Annotated in this window: 23 protein-coding genes; 11 read left to right on the top strand and 12 right to left on the bottom strand. The window is 60.7% G+C overall.

Features of this window, described 5'->3' with window-relative positions:
- Positions 1–10: 10 nt before the first annotated feature.
- From E8L03_RS09325 to E8L03_RS09315, 3 genes are all read right to left on the bottom strand, one after another.
- Positions 11–406, bottom strand: coding sequence for an Hsp20/alpha crystallin family protein (locus E8L03_RS09325; RefSeq protein ID WP_235896470.1), 396 nt, complete (start codon positions 404–406; stop codon positions 11–13).
- A gap of 293 nt (positions 407–699) precedes the next feature.
- Complete coding sequence (locus E8L03_RS09320; RefSeq protein ID WP_171267192.1) at positions 700–1452, bottom strand: hypothetical protein; 753 nt, start codon at positions 1450–1452, stop codon at positions 700–702.
- A gap of 74 nt (positions 1453–1526) precedes the next feature.
- On the bottom strand, positions 1527–2741 hold the full coding sequence (locus tag E8L03_RS09315) for an ABC transporter permease (RefSeq protein WP_171267191.1): 1215 nt from the start codon (positions 2739–2741) through the stop codon (positions 1527–1529).
- Positions 2742–2895: 154 nt separating this feature from the next.
- Between E8L03_RS09315 and E8L03_RS09310 the strand changes: the two genes are divergently transcribed.
- From E8L03_RS09310 to E8L03_RS09285, 6 genes are read left to right on the top strand one after another with little or no spacing between them, the layout of a single operon-like run.
- On the top strand, positions 2896–3477 hold the full coding sequence (locus E8L03_RS09310) for an RNA polymerase sigma factor (RefSeq protein WP_171267190.1): 582 nt from the start codon (positions 2896–2898) through the stop codon (positions 3475–3477).
- A 55-nt stretch (positions 3478–3532) separates the two neighbouring features.
- Entirely contained in the window at positions 3533–4183 is a 651-nt protein-coding gene (locus E8L03_RS09305; RefSeq protein WP_144233499.1) for a hypothetical protein, read from the top strand.
- Positions 4180–4674, top strand: coding sequence for a pilus assembly FimT family protein (locus E8L03_RS09300; protein WP_167512285.1), 495 nt, complete (start codon positions 4180–4182; stop codon positions 4672–4674). Before E8L03_RS09305 ends, E8L03_RS09300 begins: the two co-directional genes overlap by 4 nt.
- On the top strand, positions 4671–5210 hold the full coding sequence (locus E8L03_RS09295) for a type IV pilin protein (protein ID WP_144233501.1): 540 nt from the start codon (positions 4671–4673) through the stop codon (positions 5208–5210). The genes E8L03_RS09300 and E8L03_RS09295 overlap by 4 nt, the downstream gene beginning before the upstream one ends.
- Before the next feature lie 20 nt (positions 5211–5230).
- Positions 5231–5764 carry a prepilin-type N-terminal cleavage/methylation domain-containing protein gene (locus E8L03_RS09290; RefSeq protein WP_235896496.1) on the top strand — a complete coding sequence of 178 codons (534 nt, stop codon included), beginning with the start codon at positions 5231–5233 and terminating at the stop codon, positions 5762–5764.
- A 46-nt stretch (positions 5765–5810) separates the two neighbouring features.
- Complete coding sequence (locus E8L03_RS09285; protein WP_171267189.1) at positions 5811–8141, top strand: type IV pilus modification PilV family protein; 2331 nt, start codon at positions 5811–5813, stop codon at positions 8139–8141.
- A gap of 325 nt (positions 8142–8466) precedes the next feature.
- Here the strand turns inward: E8L03_RS09285 and E8L03_RS09280 are convergent, their stop codons facing one another.
- The 5 genes from E8L03_RS09280 to E8L03_RS09260 all read right to left on the bottom strand — a co-directional run bounded on the left by E8L03_RS09280 (position 8467) and on the right by E8L03_RS09260 (position 13253).
- Complete coding sequence (locus E8L03_RS09280; protein WP_144233504.1) at positions 8467–9399, bottom strand: formylglycine-generating enzyme family protein; 933 nt, start codon at positions 9397–9399, stop codon at positions 8467–8469.
- A gap of 354 nt (positions 9400–9753) precedes the next feature.
- Positions 9754–11811: an IPT/TIG domain-containing protein gene (locus E8L03_RS09275; RefSeq protein ID WP_144233505.1), complete on the bottom strand. Its 2058-nt coding sequence runs from the start codon at positions 11809–11811 to the stop codon at positions 9754–9756.
- Positions 11812–11820: 9 nt separating this feature from the next.
- On the bottom strand, positions 11821–12342 hold the full coding sequence (locus E8L03_RS09270; RefSeq protein ID WP_171267188.1) for a type II secretion system protein: 522 nt from the start codon (positions 12340–12342) through the stop codon (positions 11821–11823).
- A 9-nt stretch (positions 12343–12351) separates the two neighbouring features.
- The gene (locus E8L03_RS09265) at positions 12352–12789 is read right to left on the bottom strand and encodes a type II secretion system protein (protein WP_171267187.1); all 438 of its coding nucleotides are present in this window, start codon (positions 12787–12789) and stop codon (positions 12352–12354) included.
- Positions 12786–13253 carry a prepilin-type N-terminal cleavage/methylation domain-containing protein gene (locus E8L03_RS09260; RefSeq protein ID WP_144233508.1) on the bottom strand — a complete coding sequence of 156 codons (468 nt, stop codon included), beginning with the start codon at positions 13251–13253 and terminating at the stop codon, positions 12786–12788. The genes E8L03_RS09265 and E8L03_RS09260 overlap by 4 nt, the downstream gene beginning before the upstream one ends.
- A 346-nt stretch (positions 13254–13599) precedes the next feature.
- Here E8L03_RS09260 and E8L03_RS09255 point away from each other — a divergent pair, with 346 nt between their 5' ends.
- Positions 13600–14367 (top strand): hypothetical protein, encoded by a 768-nt coding sequence (locus tag E8L03_RS09255; RefSeq protein WP_171267186.1) that lies wholly within the window; start codon positions 13600–13602, stop codon positions 14365–14367.
- A gap of 20 nt (positions 14368–14387) precedes the next feature.
- Positions 14388–16925 (top strand): DUF3859 domain-containing protein, encoded by a 2538-nt coding sequence (locus E8L03_RS09250; protein ID WP_171267185.1) that lies wholly within the window; start codon positions 14388–14390, stop codon positions 16923–16925.
- A gap of 201 nt (positions 16926–17126) precedes the next feature.
- Here the strand turns inward: E8L03_RS09250 and E8L03_RS09245 are convergent, their stop codons facing one another.
- Genes E8L03_RS09245 through E8L03_RS09235 form a run of 3 tightly spaced genes read right to left on the bottom strand, consistent with a single transcriptional unit; the run spans position 17127 to position 20802 of the window.
- Positions 17127–17498 (bottom strand): response regulator, encoded by a 372-nt coding sequence (locus E8L03_RS09245; protein ID WP_171267184.1) that lies wholly within the window; start codon positions 17496–17498, stop codon positions 17127–17129.
- An 11-nt stretch (positions 17499–17509) separates the two neighbouring features.
- Complete coding sequence (locus E8L03_RS09240; RefSeq protein WP_144233512.1) at positions 17510–17878, bottom strand: response regulator; 369 nt, start codon at positions 17876–17878, stop codon at positions 17510–17512.
- 11 nt (positions 17879–17889) lie between these two features.
- Positions 17890–20802: a hybrid sensor histidine kinase/response regulator gene (locus E8L03_RS09235; protein ID WP_144233513.1), complete on the bottom strand. Its 2913-nt coding sequence runs from the start codon at positions 20800–20802 to the stop codon at positions 17890–17892.
- A 202-nt stretch (positions 20803–21004) separates the two neighbouring features.
- Between E8L03_RS09235 and E8L03_RS09230 the strand changes: the two genes are divergently transcribed.
- From E8L03_RS09230 to E8L03_RS09220, 3 genes are all read left to right on the top strand, one after another.
- Complete coding sequence (locus E8L03_RS09230) at positions 21005–21793, top strand: tetratricopeptide repeat protein (protein WP_144233514.1); 789 nt, start codon at positions 21005–21007, stop codon at positions 21791–21793.
- A 12-nt stretch (positions 21794–21805) separates the two neighbouring features.
- Entirely contained in the window at positions 21806–22678 is an 873-nt protein-coding gene (locus tag E8L03_RS09225; RefSeq protein WP_171267183.1) for a hypothetical protein, read from the top strand.
- 62 nt (positions 22679–22740) lie between these two features.
- Complete coding sequence (locus tag E8L03_RS09220; protein ID WP_171267182.1) at positions 22741–23490, top strand: tetratricopeptide repeat protein; 750 nt, start codon at positions 22741–22743, stop codon at positions 23488–23490.
- Positions 23491–23584: 94 nt separating this feature from the next.
- On the opposite strand, the gene trmFO is transcribed toward E8L03_RS09220, so the two are convergent.
- Positions 23585–24961, bottom strand: coding sequence for a methylenetetrahydrofolate--tRNA-(uracil(54)-C(5))-methyltransferase (FADH(2)-oxidizing) TrmFO (gene trmFO / locus E8L03_RS09215; RefSeq protein ID WP_171267181.1), 1377 nt, complete (start codon positions 24959–24961; stop codon positions 23585–23587).
- Positions 24962–25538: the final 577 nt, after the last annotated feature.

Here is a 25538-nt window from a genome sequence, read left to right as displayed (position 1 = left end):
CGCTGTTTCATTACGCCCCGATCTCGATCTTGCGCTTCTTGGCCGCCGGCGACTTGGGCATGGACAGGGTCAGCACGCCGTCCTTGTAGTTGGCGGTCACCTTCTCATCGTCCACCTCGGTGGGCAGTTGCACCACCCGCTGGAACGAGCCGTAACTGCGTTCGATGCGGTGGAAGTTCTCGCCCTTGCGTTCGTCCTCGAACTTCTTTTCGCCCTTGATGGTCAGCACGCCGCGCTCCAGGGTCACGTCGATGTCCTCGGCCTTCATGCCGGGCACCTCGGCCGTCACGGTCACGGAGTCTTCGTTCTCGGCGATGTCCAAAGCCGGATATCCCATGGTCCTGGGTGAGGTCTCCGGGGAAAAGGAACCGCGCCAGAAGTCTTCCATCAAGTCAGCTATCGACATGGGAGAACCTTCCTCGCGGGCACGTCTGCGAATTTCGGGAAGAAAACGGGTGTACATGTCCAACCTCCTGAAATGGTTTAATAGTTCAAGGGAAAGACAAGATAATGATAAGACAAAAAAGGTCGCAGTCAACGGGTATGAAGTGGAGGAAGCAGGAGTTGTTCGCCACTTTTTGGGACAGGCAAAGACGCTGGCGATACCGCTCAGGAAGTGACGGGCGGGAGCGATAACCTCTGTCCGGAACGGACAGGATTATGGGGATGGACAGTCGCAGCCCGGATGCACCGGCGGAGCTACTCCACGCTGTGCTTTGACGGCCTGGTGAACACGATGTTGCGGCTGGAGCGGTTCCGCTTGGAGGAGATGGGCAGCTCGAAGACGATCTCGTCAAAAATGTGTCCGGCCTCGGGCTCGTAGCCGTCCACGCCCACCAGGGCGCAGTCGCCGAAGAGCAGGGTGTTGGGGTTGTGCTGTCCCATGAAGCCGGAGCACACGCCCTCGAAGGCAACAAGGGAGTAGTCGCTCAGGCCGGCGAGGGAGTCGCCGTCGGCGGAGAGGTCGATAAACGCCCTGGCCGCGGAGTTGGGGTTGGTGATGTTGGCCGTGGCAAAGCCCTCGAAGCTGCTCATGTCGTAAATCTGCCCGGTGGTGAGGATGCGTGTGCCGCCGAGGCGCTTGATGGTGGCTTCGTAATTGTTGGTGAATGCCTGGAGGAGGACCTGCAGGTCGATGGCAAGGGCGAAGGAGAGCTGGTCGCGGGGCCGCACCAGGCGGAAGACATAGGCGTTCTCCGGAACCACGGACGGCTTGGGGATGGCGGCGAGAGCCTTTTCAAAGACCTGCTGGATGGACAGCAGCGCGGCAGGCGGCAGTGGGTGCGCGCCGAAGAAGGTGTCGCACTTCTCGCAGACCAGGGTGACTGCCTTGTGCCGCGCGCGTACGGTGACCTCGGCCCCGCATTTGGGGCACGGATAGGCCAGCACCGGTTCCAGCCGGACCGGGGCCATGAGCGCCGAAGGCTTCTGTTTCTTTTTTTTGCCGGTCATAATCGTCGTGTATCGGAAAGGGGTTGCGCTCCTTGTAAACCGGAATCCGATGTTTTGTCACGACATGTCGCTGCTTATCGAAGCACGTCCAGAATTTCCAGCTGCGAGGCTTGCCAGGCGGGGTAGGCGCCGGCGGCCAGGCCGAGAGCTGCCGATCCGCCAATGGCCAGGGCCGTGAACACGGGCTCCAGCACAAAGGGGAAGCCGGTGGTCACGGAGACAATGGCGAGCACGCCCAGGGCCAGGCCCACGCCCAGGCCGCCGCCCACGGTGGCCATCATGCCGGATTCGAGCAGGAACTGGCGCACGATGTCCAGCCGCGTGGCGCCTACGGCGCGGCGCACGCCGATCTCCAGCCGGCGGGAGCGGACCAGCAGAATCATGATGGAAAGGATGCCGAGACCGCCCACGGCAAAGGAAATGCTGGAGCTGATGACGCCGAGGGTCTGCACCAGGTCCAGGGCCTGTTGCTGGAGCTGCACGGTGTCCTTGGCCGTGAGCACGCTGAAATCGTCCTTCTCGCTGGAGGTGAGGGTGTGACGGCGGCGCAGGATGGCCGATGCCGCCTCCTTGGCCCGCTCGGCGTCTTCGGACCGGCGCAGGTTGATGTACACGCCGTTGATGTAGTCCTGGTTGGACATGCGGCGCATGAAGGTGGTGATGGGCACGAAGACCTGCTCGTCCTGGTCGGTGCCCACGATATCCGCACCCATGGGCTCCAGCACGCCGATGATGCGCATGGGCGCTTGCGCATAGTAGACCAGCCGGCCCAGCGCCGTGGTCGGAGAGCCGAACAGCTTGGTGGCGATGGTGTTGCCGATCACGCAGACCATCTCGCGGTCGTCCACGTCGTGCTGGGTGAAGAACCGGCCGTAGGCCAGGCGCAGGCTGCGCACTTTTTCGTAGTTGGGCGTGGTGCCCACCACCACGGACGGCACCTTGATGGCCTGATAGCGCACAGCGAGCTGCTTTGTGACGTAGGGCGCGCCGTCCTCGGCCGAGGGGAGACTCTGGATGAGGGCGCGGGCGTCGGCCCGGGTGAAGGTGGCCGCGGCTCTGGAGGCGCTGGCCGAGCCGCTGGGGCGCATGTGCACCTGGCCGGACATGGCGATAAAGAGGTTGGGGCCGAGCTTCTCGATCTCGATCTCGGCCTGGCGCACCAGACCCAGGGAGACGTGCTGGACCCCGGTGAGGGCCAGGGCGCCGAGGAACACGCCGAGCATGGCGAGGATGGCGCGCAGCTTGTGCGCGGCAAGGGATGAGAGCGCGATCTTCAGGCTGAGAAACATGGCGAGGGCTCCGGCAAATAAGGCGGGCAATACAGGCGTTGCTGTTGCAGAATCATGAATATCGCGAGTATGACTCAAGCAGGATTTCGCTGCCAAGAAAAAAAATAAGGAAATATTGTTACCTTTGGTTTTGCCATGAGTATATGGGGGTGCAATGGAGCGTCTCCGGGAACGAGAGATAATCACGCGAGTGCTCGCCGGTGAGCGGGAGCAGTTCGCCTGCCTGGTAGACGCTTACAAGGGCCAGCTCTTTCATATCGCCTATATGATGACCGGCACGGCCGAGGAGGCCGACGACCTGGTGCAGGAGACTTTCGCCAAGGTCTACGAGAACCTCTACCGCTTCGACCTGGAGCGGCGGTTTTTCTCCTGGCTGTACACCATCTGCCTGAACACGGTGCGCCGGCATCTGAAGAGACGCTCCGGCCGGGAGCAGGTGGGCCGGACCATGCCCGTGGCCGCCCCCGGAGGTTCGGACCACACGGATGTGAGCGGAAACGGGCATGGGGCAGGGGACTCTGCCGAGGAGCACTACCACCGCCAGGAACGGCTCGCCAGGCTGGGCGACTCCCTGGCCATGCTGCCGGTGGACATGCGAGAGGCCGTGGCGCTACGCTTCCTCAACGAGCTTTCGTTCAAGGAGCTCGGCGATATTCTGGAGGTGACGCCGGAAGCCGCCAAGATGCGCGTGTACCGCGGTCTGGCACGGCTCAAGGAGCTGATGGGCGAAGAATGACGCTGCCGCGTTGTGCGCGGCTCAACCATACCATGGAGACGACAGGCGCCGTATCATGAAGCACGATTCCAACAACGACGAGACCCTGGACATGCGCATCGAGGAGCTGGATGGCCTTGACGATTTCGCCGGGGAGATGACGCAGCTTCTTTCCAAGGAAGCGCCGCGCCCTGACGAGACGTTGACAGGCCGGGTCATGGACCAGCTGCCGTGCGCGCGTTCCTGCGCCTCGGGCCGGATGCTCGGTTCGGTGTACGCGTTCTTCGACTCGGACCGCGTTTTGTCCCACTTGGTGCGCGGCATCACCCGGTCGAGCAGCTGCTCGTCCATATTCCTGGTCGCCGGGCTGTTCCACCTTGTCTACGGGCTGATCATCCGCACCGGTCTGACGCATGTGCCGTTCAGGCCCTCGCTGCTGCCGGAGTGGGTGATGCTTCAGCCTGTCCTGGCCTACATTGCCGGGGTGGGCTTCCTCGCGGCAGGCGTTCTCTTGCGCAAGCTGGGGCCGCGAGCCTACCGCGCCGCGCAGGTGGTTACCCTGGCCTACTTGTTGCTGGTGGTGGTCAACGGCACGGCCATTCTCGGCACCATGCGCATCTCCGCCATGCTCCTGGCGACCATCAGCCTGGTAGGCAGCGGACTTATCATCGGCCTCTTTCTGGGGGCCGTCCTTCTCAAATGCACGGAAGGGGGCAGGCAGGCATGAATCCACTTTCCAAATTAGTTAAACGCGACCGGAGCGCCGGCTTCACGGCCGTGGAGCTCATCGCAACGCTTCTGATTCTCGGTATCCTTGCCGCGTTCGTAATACCAAAAGCGGATTCGGAAGATTCTAAGATGCTCAATGATATGAACGTCCTTCGTGCTCATATACGGTTCGCCCAGCTCAGGGCCATGGGCGACGATGGAACGTGGGGTCTGAATATAGCTGGTAGCGGCAAGTCCTATACCTTGGAGCGTAACGGCACCACGTCGGCGATGGTCAATCTGCCGGGTGAAGATTCCGCAACGTATGATTTTCAATCCACTGCGCTTTCAGTGACCCCAGGCCGCATCGAATTTGATGACCGGGGTCGACCTGTAGGTCCTTCAGAAACTCCATTGACGACAGATACGACAATCACGCCTACGGTAAGTGGCGAACATGGCTCTGTTAAACCCATCATTATTACGCAGCAGACAGGATTTATCAAATGAGCATGAACGACACTATACACCACAGGGGCTTTACCCTCATCGAGTTGATTTTGACATTGGTTTTAGTCGGCTTTGTGGGAGCACTTATACTGCCATTCTTTTATTCAGGTATTTTAACAAGCGACACTCCGATGAAAAGGGTAGAGAAGAACCAAGAGCTGCAGGCTTTTTTGGATAATGCAATGGAAGTATTCTACGACTCGAATAATGGATACTATGGTTTCAACACGACGATTGGACTGCAACCTTTGCGATCAGATGATTTCTCTAATGGTACAGTGGGCCCCATGCCTGATTTTGCGAACTGGCTGGACGCAAATTGGAATAGTCTGGATGGTAAAGACGCTATTAAAAATCTCAGCGCAGACTATGTTACTGTCGAACCAACAGAGGCAAGCCCATACTATACAGAATTTCCTAGTGATAAAAAGGTTGTACGAGTGGTTGTCGAGGCTAAATCAGGTCTGAAGTTGGTTCTCTACCTCGGGCAAGACATTTATACACAGAACAAGGTTCGAAACACCCAAATTCAGTGAGACTGGAGTCAGGTGTGATTATGAATATGCAGAGCTATTCTCCAGGGGCTAAGGGCTTTACGATGATCGAGCTCATCGCGACCATGGTCATTCTGGGGTTGATCGGTGCGATCGGTGCCGTTGGCTTTTCCCAGGCGCTTCGTGGCTATACCTTGGCTGCGAGCAACGCTGAATTGGCACAAAAGGCACAAGTTGCGCTGACTAGGTTGAGCGTGGAGTTGATGCATATGACTCAGATATCGGCATCCAACTCCACATCGATTACGTATACCCCCGTCTTCGACCCACTTTCGAATGCTACGGGAACACACACGATTGGTTACGATAGCAGTGCCAAAGTCCTGACTTGGGATGGCAATACCTTGGTGGATGATGTGGATACTTTTTCTGTGGCATTTTACGATGATCAAGGTGGGACAGCATCATCCACGTTCATGCCGAACACTACAGATTTAATTGAAGTAACTCTCGGTTTAAGGAACGCTGCAGGGAATACCGTCACTTTTACCGATAGAATTTTCCCAGTGGTGTATAAGTCTGAGAATAGATTCTAGTCGGCTATTTTTCGGAGTGCGTACGGTCTAGAAAGCGAGGTCATGCATGTATTATCAAGAGAAGAGACAGAAAAAGAATATGGTGTTCTGGAGCTCCGCGAATAGCCAGGCCGGTTTTTCTTTAATCTACATGGTTGTAGCGCTTACGGTGCTTTCGGCTCTGGCTGCCGGTGTTATGGGGCTTACGACGAGCTCAAATTACTCCGAAGTCGCAGATCGCTATGCGATCCAGGCGCGGTATGCTGCTATCTCGGGGTTGAACTATATTTCGGGATGGAATGAGAACTATTTTGATCTCGAAGAGAAGACCATACAGCTTACTGATGACTCTGGAAATGTCGTCAGTCTCATACGCTTCCTCGATGTTAAGGAAGGACAGGAACCTCCGTATATAAACACGGCAGAAATCCTTGGTATCGCTGCGCCGGGCACACCGCATGAGTCTCGGTATAAGCTCCATGCGCGTTTTTTTGGTGCCGATGCGAACTACGTAGGCTTTCTTGAAGAGGGAACAACAAACGATGACGACAATTCAACAGATCTTAAAGACTTTGATGACTTCGAGGTCGTCGTTTCAGATCCGAACAAGGAGCCTATCGTAAAGGATTACGAGAAAGGACGATTTACAATTGGTGCGAACCAGAACAGTGCGTTTGCTGCAATGACCTATGCAGGAAACGCCACCATGAACTTTGGTGAGAACAACTGCACTGAAGGAGAATGCCAGTTCCGTTACGGCCTGCGAGCATTCATGACTGTCTGGTACAACAAGAACGATGCAGATGGTCTTGTGCTGACGTTTTTCAATGGCGAAAACAACGACTGGGATTCTGTTGGCGGCCACTCCACACATGGTGAGTTGATCGGGTATGCTGGTGACTCCAGGTATCAGGATGGTGGTTGGAAATTTTTGGACCCGGAGATGAACGGAATTCAGCCGCCAAAGATAGGTTTCGAAATTGACAACTGGGGTAACTACCATCCGAAAATCTGCAACGATATATCGGATGGTAATCGTTGGACTACTGATTACGATTATCCATTCAATGCCATGACCGGCGGACCCAACTCTGGCAGTCGTTTTGACCCAGGCGGCCATGGGGTGAACGGCGTTGACCACTTAGCTGTGGATTTATGGGGTCTCGACCAGAAATATATGTGCGCCTACAGGGAATTTGCAGCAACAACAGCAGAGGGTGCACAGACTTTTGACGACAATACACATGGTTTCACGAGCCATATGATGGATCCCATGCTCGCGTATACAGAGGATAAATATCCTGGGGGGGCAACAAACTATGTTCGTATGTACAACGGCGGTGTCACTCGTGTAGGTCAAGCTTTTAGATTGGAAGACCTTACCGGCATGCGTGATCCTCGGCTTGATACGAACCAGCGGGTCATCGCGGCGAGTTTCTATGTGCGGCCCCACGGACACCCCACCGGTACTATGCATGCCAAGCTGTATAACTCGGATGGCGGCGTGCTCGGCGCAACAGCATTGCCTGCGGGCGAGGTGAATAACGACTTTACCAGCCGTGGTGTAGCGACGGATATGGTCTTTTTTGATTCCAACTTGCATTCAGACTATGAGGACACCACGGAATGGCGATTGGTGACGTTCTATTTTAATGCTGATCATAGCGATTTTAAATACTCACCGAAGCAAGATTTGAATTCACCATATAAAACTCTTGCTGATATATATCCGAGTGATATGGTGGTTGCACCCAATCATAATTATGTGATTGTTCTTGAGTATGATGATGGCAGCAGCTACAATGCTGTCGATGTCGCAGTCGATAAGAGCTCAAGTTGGCCTGGGAACTACGTCCAATATGATGAGTCTACCCATAACTGGAGTGCAGATGGCACATGGACTCCTATCTATTATGTGCATCTGTATGAACAAATATTCAGGTTTATGGATAATGTTCCTTACTTCGACGAGGCTCCTCCTGCTGGTGGTGGCTTTGATAACTATGAACTGTATCATCATCGGAATGCATTACGTATCGAGATCGACAGAGCCCAAAATGCAACGGCGTTCGGTGATGAAATGCGGTATAAGTACAATATCCGTGCCTGGGTACGCCGTTGTAGCGACGAAACGATTGAGGAAGATTGCCCTGACTACGTCGGTACCTTCTTCTCCGACACCCGAAGGGATTTGAACGCAACGAAGAATCCTCCTGCAATCGATACGGATATTTTCCTGACGCAAGCCCAACACGATGCGTATGATCGTGTACTTATTGGATTTACAGAGGCAACAGGTGGATCAACGCAGATCGCTACGTTCGGGCATTTCATAGTACGTTTCAAGAGACCCAACGATAGTACCATTAATGAAGTTGCCTATCCCGGCAATCGTTAACGGAGGCAACCAACATGTTGTTCAAGCGAACTATTACTGTGTGTATAGCCACTTCGCTCCTGGTGAGCTCCCTTGTCTTGGAAAAGATTGCCAAGGCGGCCGATACCGATACCACTACAAAGAACTACCTGGAATCGTCAGACTTGGGGCCCATGCCTTCGAGCTCTTCAGGGGAAGCGCATTCCAAAGGATCTTCCAGCCTGTCCCAACAAAAGAACGACAATTCATCTGCCACGCCAACTCCGGAGCAGCTGAACAAACGACAGAAGATAATCGTTTACTAGCAATAGAAAACGGCCGGGATAGCTCTCATCCCGGCCGTTTTTTATTGTGAGGGACTCGGGGAGGCGGGGGGATTCCGGACCAGCCGCATCCCCAACTGACAACTCACGTAGCGACCGATAGCCCATTTTCTCGCGCCGCATCGCGTATTTCTTGCGGGAGCCAAAAAAGATCCGCCCTTGATGACTCGGGGGGAATCCCGCGTTTCGAACGTCGGCTCCTCTCCCGGGTGGGGGGTATAGAGGCTGGCCGTCCATTCCTCCACGTTTCCGTGCATGTCATAAACGCCGTAGGCATTAGGCGGGTAGCTCCCGACAGGGGCGACCGTGCGAGTTCGCTGGATGCCTCCACTTGGCTTGCGGCTTACTCTATATCGCGCATCATCCGGTGTGAGCTCCCACCCTGTCGAATACGGCGTATCCTGGCCGGCCCGGCAGGCGAACTCCCATTCCGCCTCAGTCGGTAGACGAAAGGAACTGGCATTGCCTTCGTAATGCTCTTGCTCCATCTCGGAAAGCTTGACTGCAAAGTCCCGGGCCTCTTCGTAGGTAATGAAGTTTGCCGGCAGGTCCGGCCCGAGGCCGGACTGCGTGCAGCCCTTGTCGGCGTCGCCTGTCACCTTTTCCCACTCTCCCTGCGAGACCTCGCGGCGGGCCAGCCAGAAAGGGTCGACACAGACTTCCTTGCGCGGCTCTTCATCCGCGTAATGGTGGTCCAGAAACCACTGGTCCACCTCCTCCAGCAGCTTTTCCGTTACGCCGGGCGCGCGGCCCATCTCGAAGCAGCCGCCAGGGATAAGCGCGAACTCCATGCCGGTGACGGGCTCGGTCCAGGCAGGAGCGGGCGATTCGCCCAGGGTGTCGGCGCCGCGGCTCAGGCCGGGCCATACACACAACCCGACAGCCAGAAGAACCGAAACGGCCGCCTGTGCAATGGATGGAACAGGGATACGCAAAGAGAAAACTGGACGGGACATATGGCGACTCCAGGACGTGAGGTGGGGGCGTTGGCCTTGCTTCCGCTACATGTCTACTTGTGTAGTATATTTCCCCTAAAATGCAAGGATGTTATGTGAGGAGTGGGGGGCATGGCGAAACCGTGGCCGTCGTGCGAAGCAAGGGCCATGCGTATGCCACGGTCCGGCTGCAATCGGCCTGTGACGGTGCGTTTCGAGAGCACGCACCAGTTCTTTATACACGGCCGGGAAAGGGCGTGGGCTTCAATCGAGGTACGTCGCAGGTGGGCAGGTCGTTCGTGCCGGCGATAAATAGGGCCCCCCGCCACAGACAAGGCCTGCGATCGGGGGGCCTTTTTCGGGGGGGGCGTAGTGCTACGGCGCCGTGTACAGATAGACCCACGGGTTGGAGTGGTCGCCGTTCTCGTCAGATATCCAGAAGTTCACGGGCTGCGCTGTGGCGTTCCAGGCCGGCGAGTCCACGGTGATGGTCGACCCGCCGCCGTTTACGGAGAGGTTTATGCCGGCGAGCTCGATGCGGTCCGGGTTGCCCGTATTCAGGTATGGTCGCGCCATGAACACGGCGTTGTAGGATCCGCTGGGTGAGACCTTGGCCGCGAAGTTCGTGGTGATGTTGGTGCCGCCGGCCGTGGTGCCTGTCTGCGGCGTGATGCTGGTTATGGTGGGCAGGTACGAGATCTCGTGGACATCGAAGTAGATGGCCACGCCGTAGTCGGTCACGCTGTCCGCCGGCGGGTTGGCCGCGTCCCAATCCAGGGCGATGTTGCCCGTCACCTTGGCAAAGGCCGATTCCTGGTTGCGTTGCGACACGATCCACTGGGCAAGGCCTTCCGTGGTGTTTTCCATGTTGCCAGCGCCAGTGCCGGCTGCGCCGAAATACTCCTCCGGGATCACGAGGTTGTCCACGGCAAGGTCTGTCAGGTGGATAGAGGCCGGGCCGGAGCCGTAGGGAATCTGGCTGACGATGTAGACGTTGCCCACCACATAGGACTTGCCAAGCGGCACGGGCAGGGGCAGCTGATACGTGAGCACATCGGAGGTTCCCACCTGCCAGGAGATGGTGAACCCGTTGAGCGGCGAGAGGTTGTAGGTCAGGGTAAACGGTTCGACCACGTTGTCCTGCCAGGCGAAGGTGGTCTGCGCCGCGATGTCTGCGGCGCCGTGCATGATGGCGAGCTGCCAGTCGGAGCCGCCGTAGCGGGCAACGGCGCGCAGGGCGTTGTTGTCGAAACGGTTATAGCGGTCGAGCCCTTCTATGCCCTCGTAAAACGAGCTGGGCGCGCTGGGGTTGGGGTTCTCGTACTTGCCGTAGCGCATGTCCTCGGAAGGGAAGTCCTCGGGCGTGACGCCGTACTCCTCTAAAAGTCCGGAGCTCATCCACTCGTGCGGGTAGGAGCCCAGTGTGGGGGCGTTCTGCACCACGTTGATCGCCACGGCCTCGGCCGCGGTCCAACCCGGACCGGAGTAGCCCGTGCTCTTGATGAAGTAGTTCTTCATCTTGTCGGAGTTGAGCACCACGATTTTGCCGTTGTTGACGCGGAACGGCGGCACCGAAGGATAGCTGTCCGTGTCGTACTGGCTCAGGTCGATGCCTTCGGAGGTCCTGCTGATGTGCACGACGCAGTTCTCATACCCGGTGGCCGGGCAATCGATGCGGTCGTAGTAGATGCCGACGGGCTGGCCGTTCTGGTCCTTCACCCACAGGTAGCCATTGAACTCCGGGAAGAAGCGTGCGGCCGATGAGACCTCGAAGGAGCTGCCCGCGTAGAGGTCCTTGTTAGCCTTGTCCAGATACTTCACGCCAAGAAAGGCGGCCTCGTCCTTGCCTATGGTCACGGCATCGGAGAGCTCCAGCCGGATGAGCCCGCCGGCCGTTACCGTGCAGTTGTCCACGGTGATCTCGTTGAGCGCCTGGTCGTACTCCTGCTTGGTCTCGGAAGCGCGTACCAGCACGATCTGGTCGTTGGTGGTGGCGGAGTCCTTGCCCTGGATATTGTCGCAGAAGGATTGCGGCGTGTAGCCGAGATCTGTGTAGAAGTAGCCTACCTTGTCGCCGGTGGAGACCGGGCTGTCGGCAAAGATGGTGGACCAGCCGCCCACGGAAAGATTGAAGAAGTCGTTGCCCAGGGTGTAGTTGCCCGTGTCGTTGAGACGCTGGACCGTCCCCAGGATCTCGGATGCGCCGGCTGCCTCCAGCTCGCCCTGTGCATAGCGCAGGCCGCCCTCGGCCATGTACCTGGCGCGCGTGGCGTGGTTCTCCGTGGAGACGTTGACCGAAGACTCGCTGTAGAGCTGGCTCATGGCCGCGCCCAGAACGCCGAGCGCGACGATGCCGATGATGATGTGGATGAGGATGCTGCCGCGTTGACCGAGGGAGCGTGCGCAGGTGCGGGGGCTTGTGGGGGAACGCATGAGCCCTCCTTAGGGTGAGAGCGTGACGAGTCCTCGTGGATGGATCTCCTTGGTGAAAACCATGGACGGCAGGGCGGCCAGGGAGAAGTTGAGCACGATGGACTCGATGTCGTTGGTGGCGCCGTCACCGCTCACGTCGGTGGCGTAGGTGTTCACCGTGAGTGTCGGCGTGGGATTGGATGTCGCGATACCGTCCAGGAGCAGATTGCCGTCCAGTGTGATGCGGCCGTTGGCCGCATCGAGCGCCAGTGTTCGCGTCGCTGGGATGTTCGGATTTCCGCTGGTCTCGTAAGTGATTTGGTTTGTCGCCGCACTCACCGTGGTGCGTGGCACGATTGCCTTGATTTCGAAGGAGAGCCGCTCCAGCGCGATCTGCGCGGCCAGGCTGCCCTGGGTGGACTCGCGCGAGGTGACGTACCCCTGCGCGCCCCAGGCCAGATAGTAGGCGAAGGCGGAGCCGACGAGCCCGAGAATGACCAGACTGACGATGGATTCGAGGAGGGTAAAACCGCGTGGGGCAATGCGCTTCATGGCGCCCTCCTAATACATCTGCCGCAGCACGTCCGTGGTGGAGCGCGTTTTGGAGAAATAGGTTTCCAGCACCTTGCCGTTCACGTTGACCCGCACGGCCAGGGCGTCGGAAGCCAGAGTGTTGGAATCTGTCCACAGGGTGAAACCGGGCATGACCTCGGCACCCTGGTAATCGCCATTGTTGATCCTGCCCTGCATGGTGGTGATGGTGGTGGAGGTGTCGCCTGAGGTGTTGATGAGCTGGATGAAGTCAGCCTGGATCTGCTCCAGCACCTGCTCGGCGGTCACCTCGGAGTCTACGATCGCCACGGTGTCATAGCTGCGCGTGAGCGAGGCGCCCATCATGGAGGTAAGCAGGGCCGCAGCCGAGCCGAGGACGACGACCGCGATGATGACTTCGATGAGTGTCAGGCCGCGCTGGCGCATGTCAGTGATGGGAGGTCTCATTGCACATACCCCGTGTCGGGCACGAGCGAGATGGATTCGCTTGCGGAGCCGGCGGTTACGGTGAACGTGGTGGCGGCGGTCAGCGGCGTGGCAGTGGCGTTGTCGCTGCAGGGAATGCCGTAGGTGTCGAAGTAGATGGCGCCGTTACGATCCGGGGTGACGCTCACGGCCGACTGGATAGGAGTCTCGGTGCCCGGCAGGGCGCGCTGGCCTGCGGAGTCCGACACCCAGAAGGAGGAGCCGGTGTAGTGGAACGACCAGATGGTGCGCTCCTTCATGGCCATGGACTGGGCGTAGCGGATGTGATTGCGCAACAGGTCGAGTTGGGTCGCCACGTCGCGGCCGTCGCCGCCGGTATCTGCGAGCATCAGACCGAGACCCGCCAGGATACTGAGCAACAGCAGCGTGGCGATTATCTCGATGAGGGTGAATCCTCTATGGTAAGTGTCAGATTGTATTACCATGGATAATAATTTAAGCGCGGCCCGGAGCTCGGTCAATGCTTTTTGGTCATATCTGCAAACATTTTTTAATATATGCCAAGGTTGTCATATACAGTAAAGATTAGCCGCATCACCGATAAGTACTCAGACATATACCCGATAGCGGAAGACGACGAAGCCGGATGCGGCTTTCCGAAGCGAGTTCTGATTTATGAAACTTTGGACAGAATGACGCGCAACAGGCCGTCTCAAGGAACCGGAAAGCCGGAAAAGTCCGGCCAGTCGTTGCTTCTTCCGTCGCTGAACGCAATGATGTATGATGTTTGTGTTCGATTTTTCCGCCTGCTATCCAGACAGGAGAAACACCATGCAGAGAACCCCTCGCATCGTCTTCATCGCTTTGGCCTTTGTCGGCGCGCTGCTCCTGTTCGCCAAGCTTCCCGCGGCCGCCCAGGAAAAGGCCTTTGCGCCCCAGGAGTTCAACCTTGTGGACAACTACCTGGAAGGCAACATCATGAATGTATCCAATACGGTACAGAAAGATGTCGTCGTCACCGTCAAGTCCTTGTCCCGCTACGGTCAGACAACCTACTGGCAGGGCACGGCGCGTCTGGGCGATATCGAGCCCGGCGCCGTAGGGTTTGTACGTCTGCGCTATGGCATCAATGCGCCGGCTCCAGAGAAGTTGAGCTTCGATTTCAAAACGGCCAAGGACGCGCAGCCGCCGCAACGCAAAGCGCTGTTCGGTTTCAAGGGGGACGGCCAGGGCTATAGCGAGTGGTTCACCCTGCCGGCCGGTGTCATCTCCCTGGAGTACACCTATACGGCGTCCTGGAACGGCACGGCGCAGATCGGGCTGGAAAACCGCCAGGGCAAGCTGGTCAAGGTGATCTTTGATGAAACCCTGGCCGAGAACGCCACACGCGAGGGCATCAAGACCCTGAAGGCGGCGGAATCGGCCTCCTACCGGCTCAACGTGGTCTCTCCGGGCTCCTGGACCGTGGATATCTTCCAAGAGAACGCCCCGGCCGAAGAAACAAAGGCGGTCAACGGCACGTCTGAAGAGGCGGCCACGCGACCCGCACCGATCAAGATCCGCCAGGAAGACTCGGGTGTGACCGTCATCACGCACTGACCAACGAGCAATCCATACGTATGAATCCTTTCGCCGATACACGGCCGGCCTGTCTGCGCTTTCGGGCGCGGCAGGACCGGGCCGTCTCTTTGCCGCAGCCGTCATTCCGGTTGTGGATGCTTTTTGCGCTGCCGCTAGCCGTGCTCCTGATTCTGCCGGCCGCGGCGGCCCACGCACAGCAACCAGATGGAAACGCTTCTCAGAGCGTCAATGCAACGCAGCCCGGCTTGCTGGAGACGGATGCAGTTAATACGGAGCAGTCGGCGGCCGTGAACGCGACCCAGACTGAAGAGCCGGGCCCTGTAGATTCGCAAGAGCCGGGGGCTGAGAACGCAACGCAGAGCGGCGCACCGGCTCCAAAAGCTGCGGAGCAACCGGCGGAGTCGCCCGGCAAGCTGTCCGCCCAGATGCTCGAAGCCGGCGTTTTCGAGAGCACCTGGACTGGCGACAGTCCCGGCGAGGGCGTCTGCATGCCGCCGGCGCTGCGCCTGGAGGAAAGCACGGACAGCGTGACAGCCACGCTGCTGTCGCGTTTCGGCTTCACCTACTTGCTTTCCGGCGGGCCGGCGCGCGAGCACAGATTGCAGATCGTCGTGACCCATCCGCCCATAGAGGACCCGGAAACAGGCGAAAACGCCACGATGCAGACCATGGAGGTGGCGGCGTGCCCCGGCACACCGGCCTTTGCCGGGTGGACGTTCACCACCAGCCAGGAGCTTGTGCCCGGTACGTGGAGCGTGGAGCTGCGACAGGAAGGGCGGATGCTGCTGCGCCGGGATTTCCAGGTGACGCGTGGCCTGGAGTACCCGCAGATGCAGCTCGGCTACTCGCTTTCCGGGGACGACAACGCCACGGACGAGTTTCTGCTCACCAGGCAGCAGGTGTGGCAGGTGCTGACCGAGGCCGGCCTGGGCGTGGAGGAGACCGCCGGAGTCTTTGTGGACAAGGCCGCCGCCGAGGAGCGAGCCGGGCAATGCCGCCGCCAGGGCAAGGGGGCCGAGGTTCTGAATGCCGGCGGCGTCGGGGCTGGCGCGTTCCTGGTGCAATGTACGGACTTCACCCGCTTGAGCGGAGCCGCCGCTTCCGCGGCGAACGCTACGGGCGCAAACGAAACGCTGGTGGACGACGCCTCCGCAGGCTGGGGCGAAACGGAATCGGACGTGGCCGCAGCCCTGGCCGGTGCCCAGAGTCAAGCTTCGGAAAGCGGGCAAAATCCGGGCATGGGCGATATGCCGGGCGGTCAGGATATGGCCGCCGCCCGGAACGCCGGGGCGTTCGACCTTCCCAGCGATCCCAGCCTGGACGAGGTGCCGGCGTTGCCCGAGGAGCTCCGTCAGCCCGCTACAAAGAGCCCTGCGGTCCAGGATGACAAGGTATCGGATAGCGCCGCCGTGGATGACGCGGCAGTGGATAAGACAATGGATAGCGCCACTGATACTACGGGCGTTGTTCCGGCGGCAAAGCCCGTGGGCGGATACGGCGTTCTGCTGGCGCTGTTGAGCTCCGGCCACGCTGCGACCAGGCATGCCGGAGCCGTGCAGGAAAAGACCGGCATCCAGGCCGAGGTGCACCGTTTCCGTCTAGGCAAGGATTGGCTCTTTGCCGTGATCGGGCCGCCAGTAACGCTGGCCGGGGCGCAGGAGATGCTCGCCGGGATCGATGCGCCGGAGAACCCGCCGTTCCTTATCAAGCTCGCGCCGCTGCAGGCGCTGGCGCGTGGGGGGAGCGCCGCCGCGGCCGCTGCGGCGGGCTACGATCCATCTCTCGCGGCCATGTCCCACGACGTGGACTCCCTGGCGCTGGATGCGTTGCAGCAATCCGAACAGACGCTGGCGGACGTGCCCACCATCGATGAGGTGGCCAAGATGCCGGAGGGCATGTTCGGTCCACCGGATGACGAGGAGCTGGACCAGCCTGCCGACGGCCGTGGCTGGAGAGCCCGGGGAGAGGGCGCGCCCAGGCCGCGCATGGCGCCTTCCCAGCCGGTGCGCATGCCCGAGAAGACGGGCGTCCATGTGCTGGCGGCCAACACACGCAGGCGGTCCGAGGCGCAGGAAATCGCGGATACGCTGACGGCCGCGGATCTGAACGCCGTGGTCCATCGTCTGGACAAGGGCGGATACGAGGTGCGCATCGACAACGTGGCCGACACCCGCACGGCGCGAGAGCTGGCCGCCAGGGCCGAGGCCCTGACCGGACACAACGCCACGGTGGTGCTCGTGCAGGAGGAGCCGGACTCCGGGGTGGAGCCGCTGCCCCCCCTGTTTGGCGAGAACGACGAGCAGGGCGATGGCGGCGCGGCCGCCGGCCAGGCGGAACGTGTGACCTATGCGGTGCAGATCGCGTCCACGCGGGTGCACAGCGAGGCCGAACGCTACGTGGAGACGCTACGACGCAAGGGCTACGACCCGGTCATCGTGGATGTCGAGGACGCCATGGGCGGCTGGTACTCCGTGCGCATGGGCCGGTACGAGAGCCTTGACGAGGCCGAGCAGGCGTCCCGGAAGTTCAGCAAGGCCGAGGGCTTTGCCTCCCTGGTGGTGGAAGAGGCCGAGTGAGCGCGCCGGCCTGGCTTCGAAATATGCAGGACAGGCTCGCCCCGCAATAGCATCTGCAACCACCGCAATAAGCCGTAGCGCATGCGACGTCGGAGGCGGACGACGCAAAGCATGCCGTCGCCGCGACCAGTGCCAGGCCGCGGCGGCGGTCAATTCAGGATAGGTGGGGTGTACGCGGCGTCTTGATGATACGGCGAACGGCTAGGCTGCTTCAAAGCCGCGGATCATCATCAACAGCGCGTCGATGTCCACGGGTTTGGCGCAGGTGATATGCGCGCCGAACATGGAAGCGAGCTCCAGGTTGCAACCCGACTTGATCCCCGGCGCGCCGCCGGAGATGGCTACGATCTTGGTCTCCGGGTAACGCTGCCGCAGATCCTTGATGAACTGCAAACCTTCCTGCTCCGGCATGTGGATGTCGGTGACGACCACATCGGCCGGCCTGGTTTCCATGGCGGCCAGGCCTTCTCTGCCGTTAGCCGCCTCATCCACCTCGTACCCTTCCATCGCAAGTGATTCGCGCAGCATGGCTCGCACGGACGTTTCATCTTCAACGATAAGGATGTGTGCCATGGGTGTGTTCTCTAGCTCATCAGGCTGTCGATGGCGTCGAGCAGCTCGCCCACATCGACAGGCTTGCTGAAGGTCTTCAAGGCGCCGAGCGCGTCGGCGGTGCCCAGCAGATACTCGCCGCGGATGTTCGCGCTGCCGCCCGAGATGGCGATGATCTTGGCGTTCGGGAACTCGCGCCGGATGGTGTGGATGGTCTCCACGCCGTCCTGTCCGGGCATGATGATGTCCGTGATGACGATATCCGGCGGATTGGCGCGATAGGCGGCCACGGCTTCCTTGCCGTTGCTCGCCTCTGTCACGTCGTGCCCTTCCTGCTTCAGGGTTTCGAGCAGCATTTCGCGAACTTGCGAATCGTCTTCTACAAGCAGCACGTGTGCCATGGCGTCTCCTTTTACGGTGCTCTGTCGAGCACGTGGCGTATTGTTTGGGCCAGCTCCTCTTCCACCACGGGCTTCATGAGGTACTCTGCCAGGCCGGATTGGCGGGCGATGTCCGAGGTGACGGACTCCGAGTAGCCGGTCATGAGCACGATGGGGAGGTCGGGCTTTGCGGCAAGCATCGTCCGCGCCAGCTCCATGCCGGTCATGCCGGGCATGGTCTGGTCGGTGATGACGATGTCGTATTTGTCGGGCGCCTGGGAGAACATCTCCAGGGCCTTGGTGGGCGATGTGGTGGCCGTGACGGTGTATCCAAGCTGGGAGAGGGTCTCCTCGGCCATCTGCACCAGCAGCGCCTCGTCGTCCACAAAGAGGATGTGCTCGTCGCCGCGGGGGCAGTTGATGACGCCGTTGGCGCTGAGCTCTTCCTCGGTACGGACCAGCCTGGGCAGCAGGATGGTGAAGGTGGTGCCCACGCCTACCTCGCTTTCCACATGCACGGTGCCGCCGTGGCTCTTGACGATGCCGTGGACCACGGACAGGCCCATGCCGGTGCCCTCGCCGGGCTCCTTTGTGGTGAAGAACGGGTCGTAGATCTGCTCCATGATGGAGGGATCGATGCCGTGGCCGGTGTCGGAAACAACAAGTTCCACAAAGGAGCCGGGGTTTTGCTCCAGCACGTTGCGGGCCGTTTCCGGGGTAACCTCGCGCAGGCCGAGATGCACCCGGAGGTCGCCGCCGCGCATGCGCATGGAGTGCCCGGCGTTGGTGCACAGGTTCATGATGACCTGGTGGATCTGCGTGGGGTCGCCGAGAATAGAGGAGCTCTCGCCCTCGGCCTCTGGCTCGATCTCCACGTGGATGTCGATGGTGGAGGGCAGGGTGGCGCGCAGGAGCTTGGTGGTCTCCTTCACCAGGCTGGCCACGGCCACTGGTTTCTTCTCCTGCTCGGTCTGGCGGCTGAAGGTGAGGATCTGCCGCACCAGGTCCGAGGCGCGCATGGAGGCGGAATGGACCTGCTTCAGGTACTCCTCGATCTTGGAGTCCGGCTCCACGGCGCGCATGGCCAGACGGACAAAGCCGAGGATGGCGAAGATCATGTTGTTGAAGTCGTGGGCGATGCCGCCGGCCAGGGTTCCCAGAGCCTGCATCTTCTGGGCCTGGCGGAAGTGCTTCTCCAGCCGGGTGCGTTCGGCCTCGGCCTCCTTGCGCTCGGTGATGTCCACGGCCACGCCGAGCACCTGGTCCTTGTCCTTGAGCGGGAGCTTGGTGGTGGAGTACCAGCGCGCCTCGCCGGATGTGGAGGTGATGACCCGCTGGGGAATGAAGAGCGGCTGGCCGGAATCGAGCACCTCCAGGTCCTCGATGCGGAAGAGGGAGGTCTCGTCCTCGTTGGGGTTGAAGTCGGCTCCGGTTTTGCCAATGAGCTCCTGCGGAGAGGCGCCGTAGAGATCGGCCATGGCCTTGTTGACCATGATGAAGCGTCCCTCTCGATCCTTGACGAAGATGGGCGACGGCACCGTGTCCATGATGCGGTGGAGGAAGTTGCGATTGTCGTCCAGCTCGTTCTCCATGTGCTTGCGCTGGGTAACGTCCAGCAGGGAGACGAGAACGGTGTCCAGCTTGGACTCGGCACCCGGGGCCACGCTCAGGTGGATGATGACGTCGCGCAGGCCGCCGTCCATGGTGCGGTGGCGCGTCTCGCAGGTGAAGGTGCGCTGCCCCTCGGCCAGGGCCACGAGCTCGTCCTTGAAGCGGTCGAGGGTCTCGTCCACAAAGACGTTTCCCAGGTTGCCCAGGAGCTGATCCTTGCTCGATGCGTTGAAGAGATTGACCGTGGCCTTGTTGACGTCGCGCACCGAGACCAGGCCGGCGCAGTGTGCCACCATCAGCGGATTTTCGTCGAAGTGCCTGCGGAAGTCGGTGACGCCCTGGGCGCGTTGCGAGTCCAGGTACTCCTTGACCAGGGAGAAGTCCTCCACCCAGAGGGAGATGGGCGAGTCCTCAAACAGGCTGCGGTAGCGGGCCTCGCTCTCCTGCAGGGCTATCTGGGCCTTCTTGCGGTTGGTCACGGAGCGGCCCACGGCCTGATACTCCACGAGCTCGTCCTGGGCATTGTAGATGGCGCGGTGGGTCCAGTGCTGCCAATGGACCTCGCCGTTGTCCATGATGACCCGGTGCTCGAAGGAGGTCACGGGCCGTTCCGGGCTCAGGCCGCCGGTGCGCTCGCGGATGAGCCGGACGTCATCTTCCGGAATGTGGGGGATGAAATTCGTGTTGATGAGCTCGCGCGTGGTCTTGCCAAAGTGGCGGGCGTAGGCCTCGTTGACGTAGGAGAGCCGGCCATCCGGCAGGTAGCGGCAGATGAGCTCTGTCTGGTCTTCGAGGATGCCGCGGTAGCGGGCCTCGCTTTCGCGCAGGGCCTGCAGGGCGCGCTCGTTCTCGGAGATATCGCGGATGAGCAGGGCGACGCGCACGGCGTTGGTACCGGGCTCCGTGGCCGGGGTCAGCCGGTAGCCGTAGGTGGCGTAGTCCGTGCCCACCTTGAACTGCACTGTCTTCTGCGTTTCCACGGCTTCCTTGAGCCAGTGGCGCATGTGCTCGTGCGTTTCACCGTCGAGGAAGTCGAAGATGTTCCGGCCGTGGATGTCGTCCACGTTGCCGCCGAAACGGCGCACGCCGGCGTCGTTGATGGAAAGAACGGTGCCCAGGGGATCGAGGATGGCGAGGCTGTCCGAAGAGGCGCTGAGCAGGGCGTTGGTGGCGATGCGTTGCTCGCGCAACTCGTCGCGTACATGGACGAGGTCGTTGTAGTCGCGCTCCAGCTCTGCGACGCGCTTGCGCAGCGATTCGATCTCGCCGGACTCTGCGTCGTTGTCCGCGACGCTCTCCGTGTTGTTTTTGGATAGTGGCGAGGGCTCGCTCATGCTATGCTCGCAGCCGCTCCGTAGGGGCTGTGTCGTAGTGTCGGGTCGATGGACATCGTGTACGTTATCCCCCGGACGCCATGTAAAGTCAACGCCGCCCACATGTTGAGGCGTAATCGCAGAATAGGGCAACGGCTGGACGAGCGGACAGGATTCAAGCTAAATAAAAGCATCGGATGAACAGCACGATCCACCCCCTGCCATGACCAAAGACCTTTCGGAATTCGATAGCGAAGGCGTAATTCGCGGCGTGTTCTCCACGCAGGCCAAGGCGCGGATCGGCTTTGGAGCTACGCGGAAAAACACTGCGCAGACCGTCTATATGTACGTGGAGGAGCAGGAGGACGGCCGCTTTTCCATCCAACCTCTGAACAACCACCACATACCCACCGGCGAAAAGCAGACCATCACCCGCGAAGAGCTGCTGGAGCAATATCTTCCCGAACCGGAAGTCTACACGAAACGGTTCCTGCCCGCAGTCCGGGAGCTGGAAAAGACCGTGGCGCGGGGAGAGCGGCATTTCGAGAACAACGAGCTGTTCAGCGCCGAGTACGAGTTCAAGAACGCGCTGCGCATCGATGAAGAAAATATCCGGGCCACCTTCGGCCTGGGCCTCACCTATCTGGAACGCGGGGAAAAGGACAAGGGCGAGCTGGTCTTCAAGCGCCTTGGCCACATCGAAGGCGCCTTCGAGGAATCGCACAAGCACCTCTTCAACGAGTTCGGAATCCTGCTCCGGAAGCAGGGCCTGCTGGACCAGGCGTTGATGCACTACAACCGTGCCTTCCGGCTGTGCAAGACGGACGAGCACCTGCTCTACAACATGGGCCGCGTGCTCCACCTGAAGGGCCGGTACAAGGCCGGCATCTGGGTGGTGCGGCGCGCTCTGCAACTCAATCCCGAATTCCCGGAAGGCAAAGAGCTGCTGGACGTGTTGCAGGCGGCGGCGGACAAGCCTGTTTCGGTGGAAGACCTGACGTTCCTTGGATAAGGCGATGACATCGTGACGTTGCCCAAGAAAATGACCGAATTTTTTGCCAGATACCTGCTGGAACGGGGAATCGTCGACGAGACCGTGCTTGAGCAGGCGCGGGCCGAGCAGAGCCACTCCGAGACCCTGCTGGGTGAGCTGGCCTGCTCCAGGGAGTACCTGCGGCCAGAGGATGCGGAGCGGATCTTCGAGACGCAGAAGAGCTCCGACAAACCCTTTGGTGAGATTGCGGTGGAGCTGGAGCTGTTGACCACGGTGCAGCTTGATGATCTGCTGTTCCTGCAGGACGTGCGTACATGCCACCTGGGCGAGGCCCTGCTGGCCATGGGCGCCATCGACGACAAGCAGTTCGAGGCCGCGCTGGAGGCCTTTGCCGCCGAGCAGGAGCGCAGCCGCAAGTCCGTGGATTCTGCTCTGGCGGACCATCCCCAGCAGAGTCTGCTCCGGGGGATCATCAAGGCTCTGGAGACGGCCTCCTCCCGTTTCATGAAGGAGCGGGTCAAGGTCCTCGGCGTCTGCATGCTGGAATCCCTGGACGATTTCGAGCTGCAGTTCAGCTTCTTTCTCCGCAGCGGGGACGGCCGGAGCACGGTATGCACCGTGCTGCTGGACAACGCCTTCGCCGTGGAGATCGCCGGCCACCTGTCCGGCCAGTACGACGGTTCTTGCCGTGAGGCCTGTCTGGCCCAATGCCTGCGCTTTATGGAGATTGTGGAGCGCTACTTTGTGGAATCCATGGCCAGGCAGGGCGCGGAGCCGGTGCAGCACAGCGTGGATGCCGCTCTTCTGGCCGATCGGCCAGGCTTGGCCGTGCCTGTGCTGTCCGTGATAATGGGCACGCCGGGCTGGCCCATGAAGCTCGCCGTGGTCGTACACGAAGAATGACCGCCAGCATACGCCCGCCAAAAGGCCGGGCTTCTGAAGAAAGAAAAAGATGGGATAGATAGATGAGCAACGAAAGCAGCCACGAGGACGGCGTACGCGGCGTCTTCAGCACCATGAAGAAAAGCTGGATCGGAACTGGCACCACGAGGCGCAAGGTGGATGTCCAGGTGTACGTCTACGCCGAGCAGGACGGCGATTCGGTCCGCGTGCAGGAGCTCAACGAAAACTACCTGCCCTCCGGCGAGGAGAGCGAGGTCTCACTGGAGGAGTTCCTGGCTGGTTATACGCCGGATCCCGAGGTGTACGAGAAGAAGATGCAGCCGGCCGTGCGCAAGCTGACCAAGACCCTGGCCAAGGCGGAACGGCAGCGCCAGCAGGGCGAGGTGTACAGCGCGGAGTTCGAGTTCAAGAACGCTCTGGACATGGACGGCGAGAACGTGCGCGCCAACTTCGGCCTGGGGCTCACCTACCTGGACCGCGGCGATACCAAAGAGGCCGAGCGCGTGCTCAAAAAGCTGGTGAACCTGGCCCAGACCTTCTCCCACGACAACAAGCACCTGTTCAACGAGTTCGGCATCAAGCTGCGCAAGTCCGGCATGTATGACCAGGCCCTGGCCTACTATGGCCGGGCCATGCAGATAGCCAGCCAGGACGAGAACCTGTTCTACAACATCGCCCGCACCCTGTACGACAAGGGCGACATGGAGAAGGGCCTGGTGTTCGTGGACAAGGCTTTGGCCCTGCGCTCAGGCTTCAATGAAGCCGAGCAGCTCAAACAGGTGATGGAAAAGAAGCGCGCCGAAAGGGCCTGATCCGACCGTCTTCTACGTACTGCTCCTGGCACAAGCCTCGACAGACCATTCTGGCTGTGGACCGGCCGGGCCAACGCCGCACGCCTGCCGTGGCCTACTCCGGCAACCGCAGCACTCCGGCGGCTGTTTCCAGCCACGCGGCAAAGTCCTCGCGAGCGCGGTTGGCGTAGATCTCCTTGCGCATCCGCTTGGGAGCCTTCCTGTTCAGGGCCGGCGTGAGCCCGAAGTTGCCGTTGGAGGGCTGGAAGTGCTTGGCCTCTCTGTGCAGATGGCCGAGCAGGGCGCCCAGCACCGACGTCTCCGGCGGCTCTGCCGCCTCGCCCAGAGCGGACAGGCGCGCGCCCAGGCTGTGCCCCACCCACAGGCCGTGCGCCGCGGACTCCACATACCCTTCCACGCCCGTAATCTGGCCGGCCAGATACACGCCGGGCCGGGCGATGAGGTCTCCTTGTTGTGACAGCACCCGCGGCGAGTCCACAAAGGTGTTGCGGTGCACAGAGCCCATGCGCTCGAACTCCGCGTTCTCCAGGCCGGGCACCAGTCGGAAGATGCGTTTCTGCTCCGGGTAGGTGAGCTTGGTCTGGCAGCCCACGAGGTTGTAGCTGCCGCCCTCGCGGTTCTCGGCGCGCAGCTGGATCACGGCGAATGGCCGCTCTCCGGTGCGTGGGTCCACCAGCCCCACGGGTTTGAAGGAGCCGTAGGCCAGGGTCAGCCGGCCGCGTTCGGCCAGCGCCTCCACCGGCATGCAGCCCTCGAAGTGGATCTCCTTCTCGAACTCCCGGCACGGCACGGTCTCTCCGGCCAGCAGCGCCTCCAGGAAGCGGTCGTACTCGGCCTCGTTCATGGGGCAGTTCAAGTAGTCGCCGCCCTCGGTCTCGCCTTCATCCGCGCCGTAGCGGGAGGCGCGGAAGCAGATGTTCATGTCCAGGGAGTCGGCCGTGACGATGGGCGCGATAGCGTCGTAGAAGTAGAGGTGCTCGGCTCCCAGGGCGGCGGCGATGCTCTCGCTCAGGGGCTCCGAGGCCAGCGGACCGGCGGCGATGACCACGGCGCCGCCTTCGTCCAGGGCGCGTTGCAGGACCTCGTCATCCAGGGATGGGACGTGGCGCCGTTCCAGGCTGACGCCGGGCGCCGTCTCGATGCGTCGGGTCATGGCCGCGGCAAAAGCGTCGCGGTCCACGGCCAGGGCCTTGCCGGCCGGCACGCGGGTCTCCATGGCCGCGTCGATGACCGCGCTGCCCAGCTCGGCCATCTCGCTCTTGAGCACGCCCACGGCGGCTGTGGGGTCGGCCGAGCGCAGGGAATTGGAGCACACGAGCTCCGCGAGGTTCGCGTTGCGGTGCGCCGGAGAGTAGCTCTGCGGCTTCTGCTCCAGAATGGTGACGGGGATATCGTAGCGGGACAGGGCCAGGGCGCATTCACAGCCGGCCAGTCCGCCGCCCACGATGACGACTCGGGGATGGTTGGGCATCGTATTCCAGAAGGTGTTGTCGCCTGGTGACAGGCATGTGGTTCCTGATGCATGCCGCGCCGGTTTTCCACAGGGGCGGCGCGGGCCGGTGCAACCTAACGGCTCGGCCGAACAGAGTCCAGCCCCTTGACGCTGCGCCGTGCATGCCTGATGAGTTGTGCTGGTACGCGGGACACGACGGCATCAGCTCTGTGCTCCCGATGGTACCAGAACCATTGCCCCAGAGAAACAACCACAGCGGAGATGCGCCTATGACCATCCAGACCCTGGCAGCCGTGGCGGGCATCGCCGCCGGCGTGGGGACCTTCGCCCTGGCTCTGTACCTGCTCCGCGGCAGCGCGTTCTGCCGGCCGTGAGTGCTCAGCCTTCCGTCATTCGGGGTCGGGTACCTCGTCCACTTCATTATCCTCAAGTTGCTGCACTGACCGTACAGGTGCAGGCCTCTGCGTTTATTGAGGCATCATACGACGCGGCGGCGTGTGCGCCGTTTTTTTTCTTACAGTTTTGAGAATCTTTCGCGGATATCCGATGAACGTTTGCCAAGGACAGGGCGGACGCGATAAAGGGAGGATTGATT

Origin of the sequence: Oceanidesulfovibrio marinus (assembly GCF_013085545.1) — a bacterium.
In the GTDB taxonomy this organism is placed as follows: Bacteria; Desulfobacterota; Desulfovibrionia; order Desulfovibrionales; family Desulfovibrionaceae; genus Oceanidesulfovibrio; species Oceanidesulfovibrio marinus.
The sequence above is the reverse complement of the archived record's forward strand: the minus strand, read 5'-3'. Positions and strand labels throughout refer to the sequence as shown.

What these genes read in the sequence shown, in the direction of transcription:
- E8L03_RS09325 (WP_235896470.1), bottom strand. Translation starts at nt 406, where the DNA reads ATGTCGATAGCTGACTTGATGGAAGACTTCTGGCGCGGTTCCTTTTCC.
- E8L03_RS09320 (WP_171267192.1), bottom strand. Translation starts at nt 1,452, where the DNA reads ATGACCGGCAAAAAAAAGAAACAGAAGCCTTCGGCGCTCATGGCCCCG.
- E8L03_RS09315 (WP_171267191.1), bottom strand. Translation starts at nt 2,741, where the DNA reads ATGTTTCTCAGCCTGAAGATCGCGCTCTCATCCCTTGCCGCGCACAAG.
- E8L03_RS09310 (WP_171267190.1), top strand. Translation starts at nt 2,896, where the DNA reads ATGGAGCGTCTCCGGGAACGAGAGATAATCACGCGAGTGCTCGCCGGT.
- E8L03_RS09305 (WP_144233499.1), top strand. Translation starts at nt 3,533, where the DNA reads ATGAAGCACGATTCCAACAACGACGAGACCCTGGACATGCGCATCGAG.
- E8L03_RS09300 (WP_167512285.1), top strand. Translation starts at nt 4,180, where the DNA reads ATGAATCCACTTTCCAAATTAGTTAAACGCGACCGGAGCGCCGGCTTC.
- E8L03_RS09295 (WP_144233501.1), top strand. Translation starts at nt 4,671, where the DNA reads ATGAGCATGAACGACACTATACACCACAGGGGCTTTACCCTCATCGAG.
- E8L03_RS09290 (WP_235896496.1), top strand. Translation starts at nt 5,231, where the DNA reads ATGAATATGCAGAGCTATTCTCCAGGGGCTAAGGGCTTTACGATGATC.
- E8L03_RS09285 (WP_171267189.1), top strand. Translation starts at nt 5,811, where the DNA reads ATGTATTATCAAGAGAAGAGACAGAAAAAGAATATGGTGTTCTGGAGC.
- E8L03_RS09280 (WP_144233504.1), bottom strand. Translation starts at nt 9,399, where the DNA reads ATGTCCCGTCCAGTTTTCTCTTTGCGTATCCCTGTTCCATCCATTGCA.
- E8L03_RS09275 (WP_144233505.1), bottom strand. Translation starts at nt 11,811, where the DNA reads ATGCGTTCCCCCACAAGCCCCCGCACCTGCGCACGCTCCCTCGGTCAA.
- E8L03_RS09270 (WP_171267188.1), bottom strand. Translation starts at nt 12,342, where the DNA reads ATGAAGCGCATTGCCCCACGCGGTTTTACCCTCCTCGAATCCATCGTC.
- E8L03_RS09265 (WP_171267187.1), bottom strand. Translation starts at nt 12,789, where the DNA reads ATGAGACCTCCCATCACTGACATGCGCCAGCGCGGCCTGACACTCATC.
- E8L03_RS09260 (WP_144233508.1), bottom strand. Translation starts at nt 13,253, where the DNA reads ATGGTAATACAATCTGACACTTACCATAGAGGATTCACCCTCATCGAG.
- E8L03_RS09255 (WP_171267186.1), top strand. Translation starts at nt 13,600, where the DNA reads ATGCAGAGAACCCCTCGCATCGTCTTCATCGCTTTGGCCTTTGTCGGC.
- E8L03_RS09250 (WP_171267185.1), top strand. Translation starts at nt 14,388, where the DNA reads ATGAATCCTTTCGCCGATACACGGCCGGCCTGTCTGCGCTTTCGGGCG.
- E8L03_RS09245 (WP_171267184.1), bottom strand. Translation starts at nt 17,498, where the DNA reads ATGGCACACATCCTTATCGTTGAAGATGAAACGTCCGTGCGAGCCATG.
- E8L03_RS09240 (WP_144233512.1), bottom strand. Translation starts at nt 17,878, where the DNA reads ATGGCACACGTGCTGCTTGTAGAAGACGATTCGCAAGTTCGCGAAATG.
- E8L03_RS09235 (WP_144233513.1), bottom strand. Translation starts at nt 20,802, where the DNA reads ATGAGCGAGCCCTCGCCACTATCCAAAAACAACACGGAGAGCGTCGCG.
- E8L03_RS09230 (WP_144233514.1), top strand. Translation starts at nt 21,005, where the DNA reads ATGACCAAAGACCTTTCGGAATTCGATAGCGAAGGCGTAATTCGCGGC.
- E8L03_RS09220 (WP_171267182.1), top strand. Translation starts at nt 22,741, where the DNA reads ATGAGCAACGAAAGCAGCCACGAGGACGGCGTACGCGGCGTCTTCAGC.
- trmFO (WP_171267181.1), bottom strand. Translation starts at nt 24,961, where the DNA reads ATGCCCAACCATCCCCGAGTCGTCATCGTGGGCGGCGGACTGGCCGGC.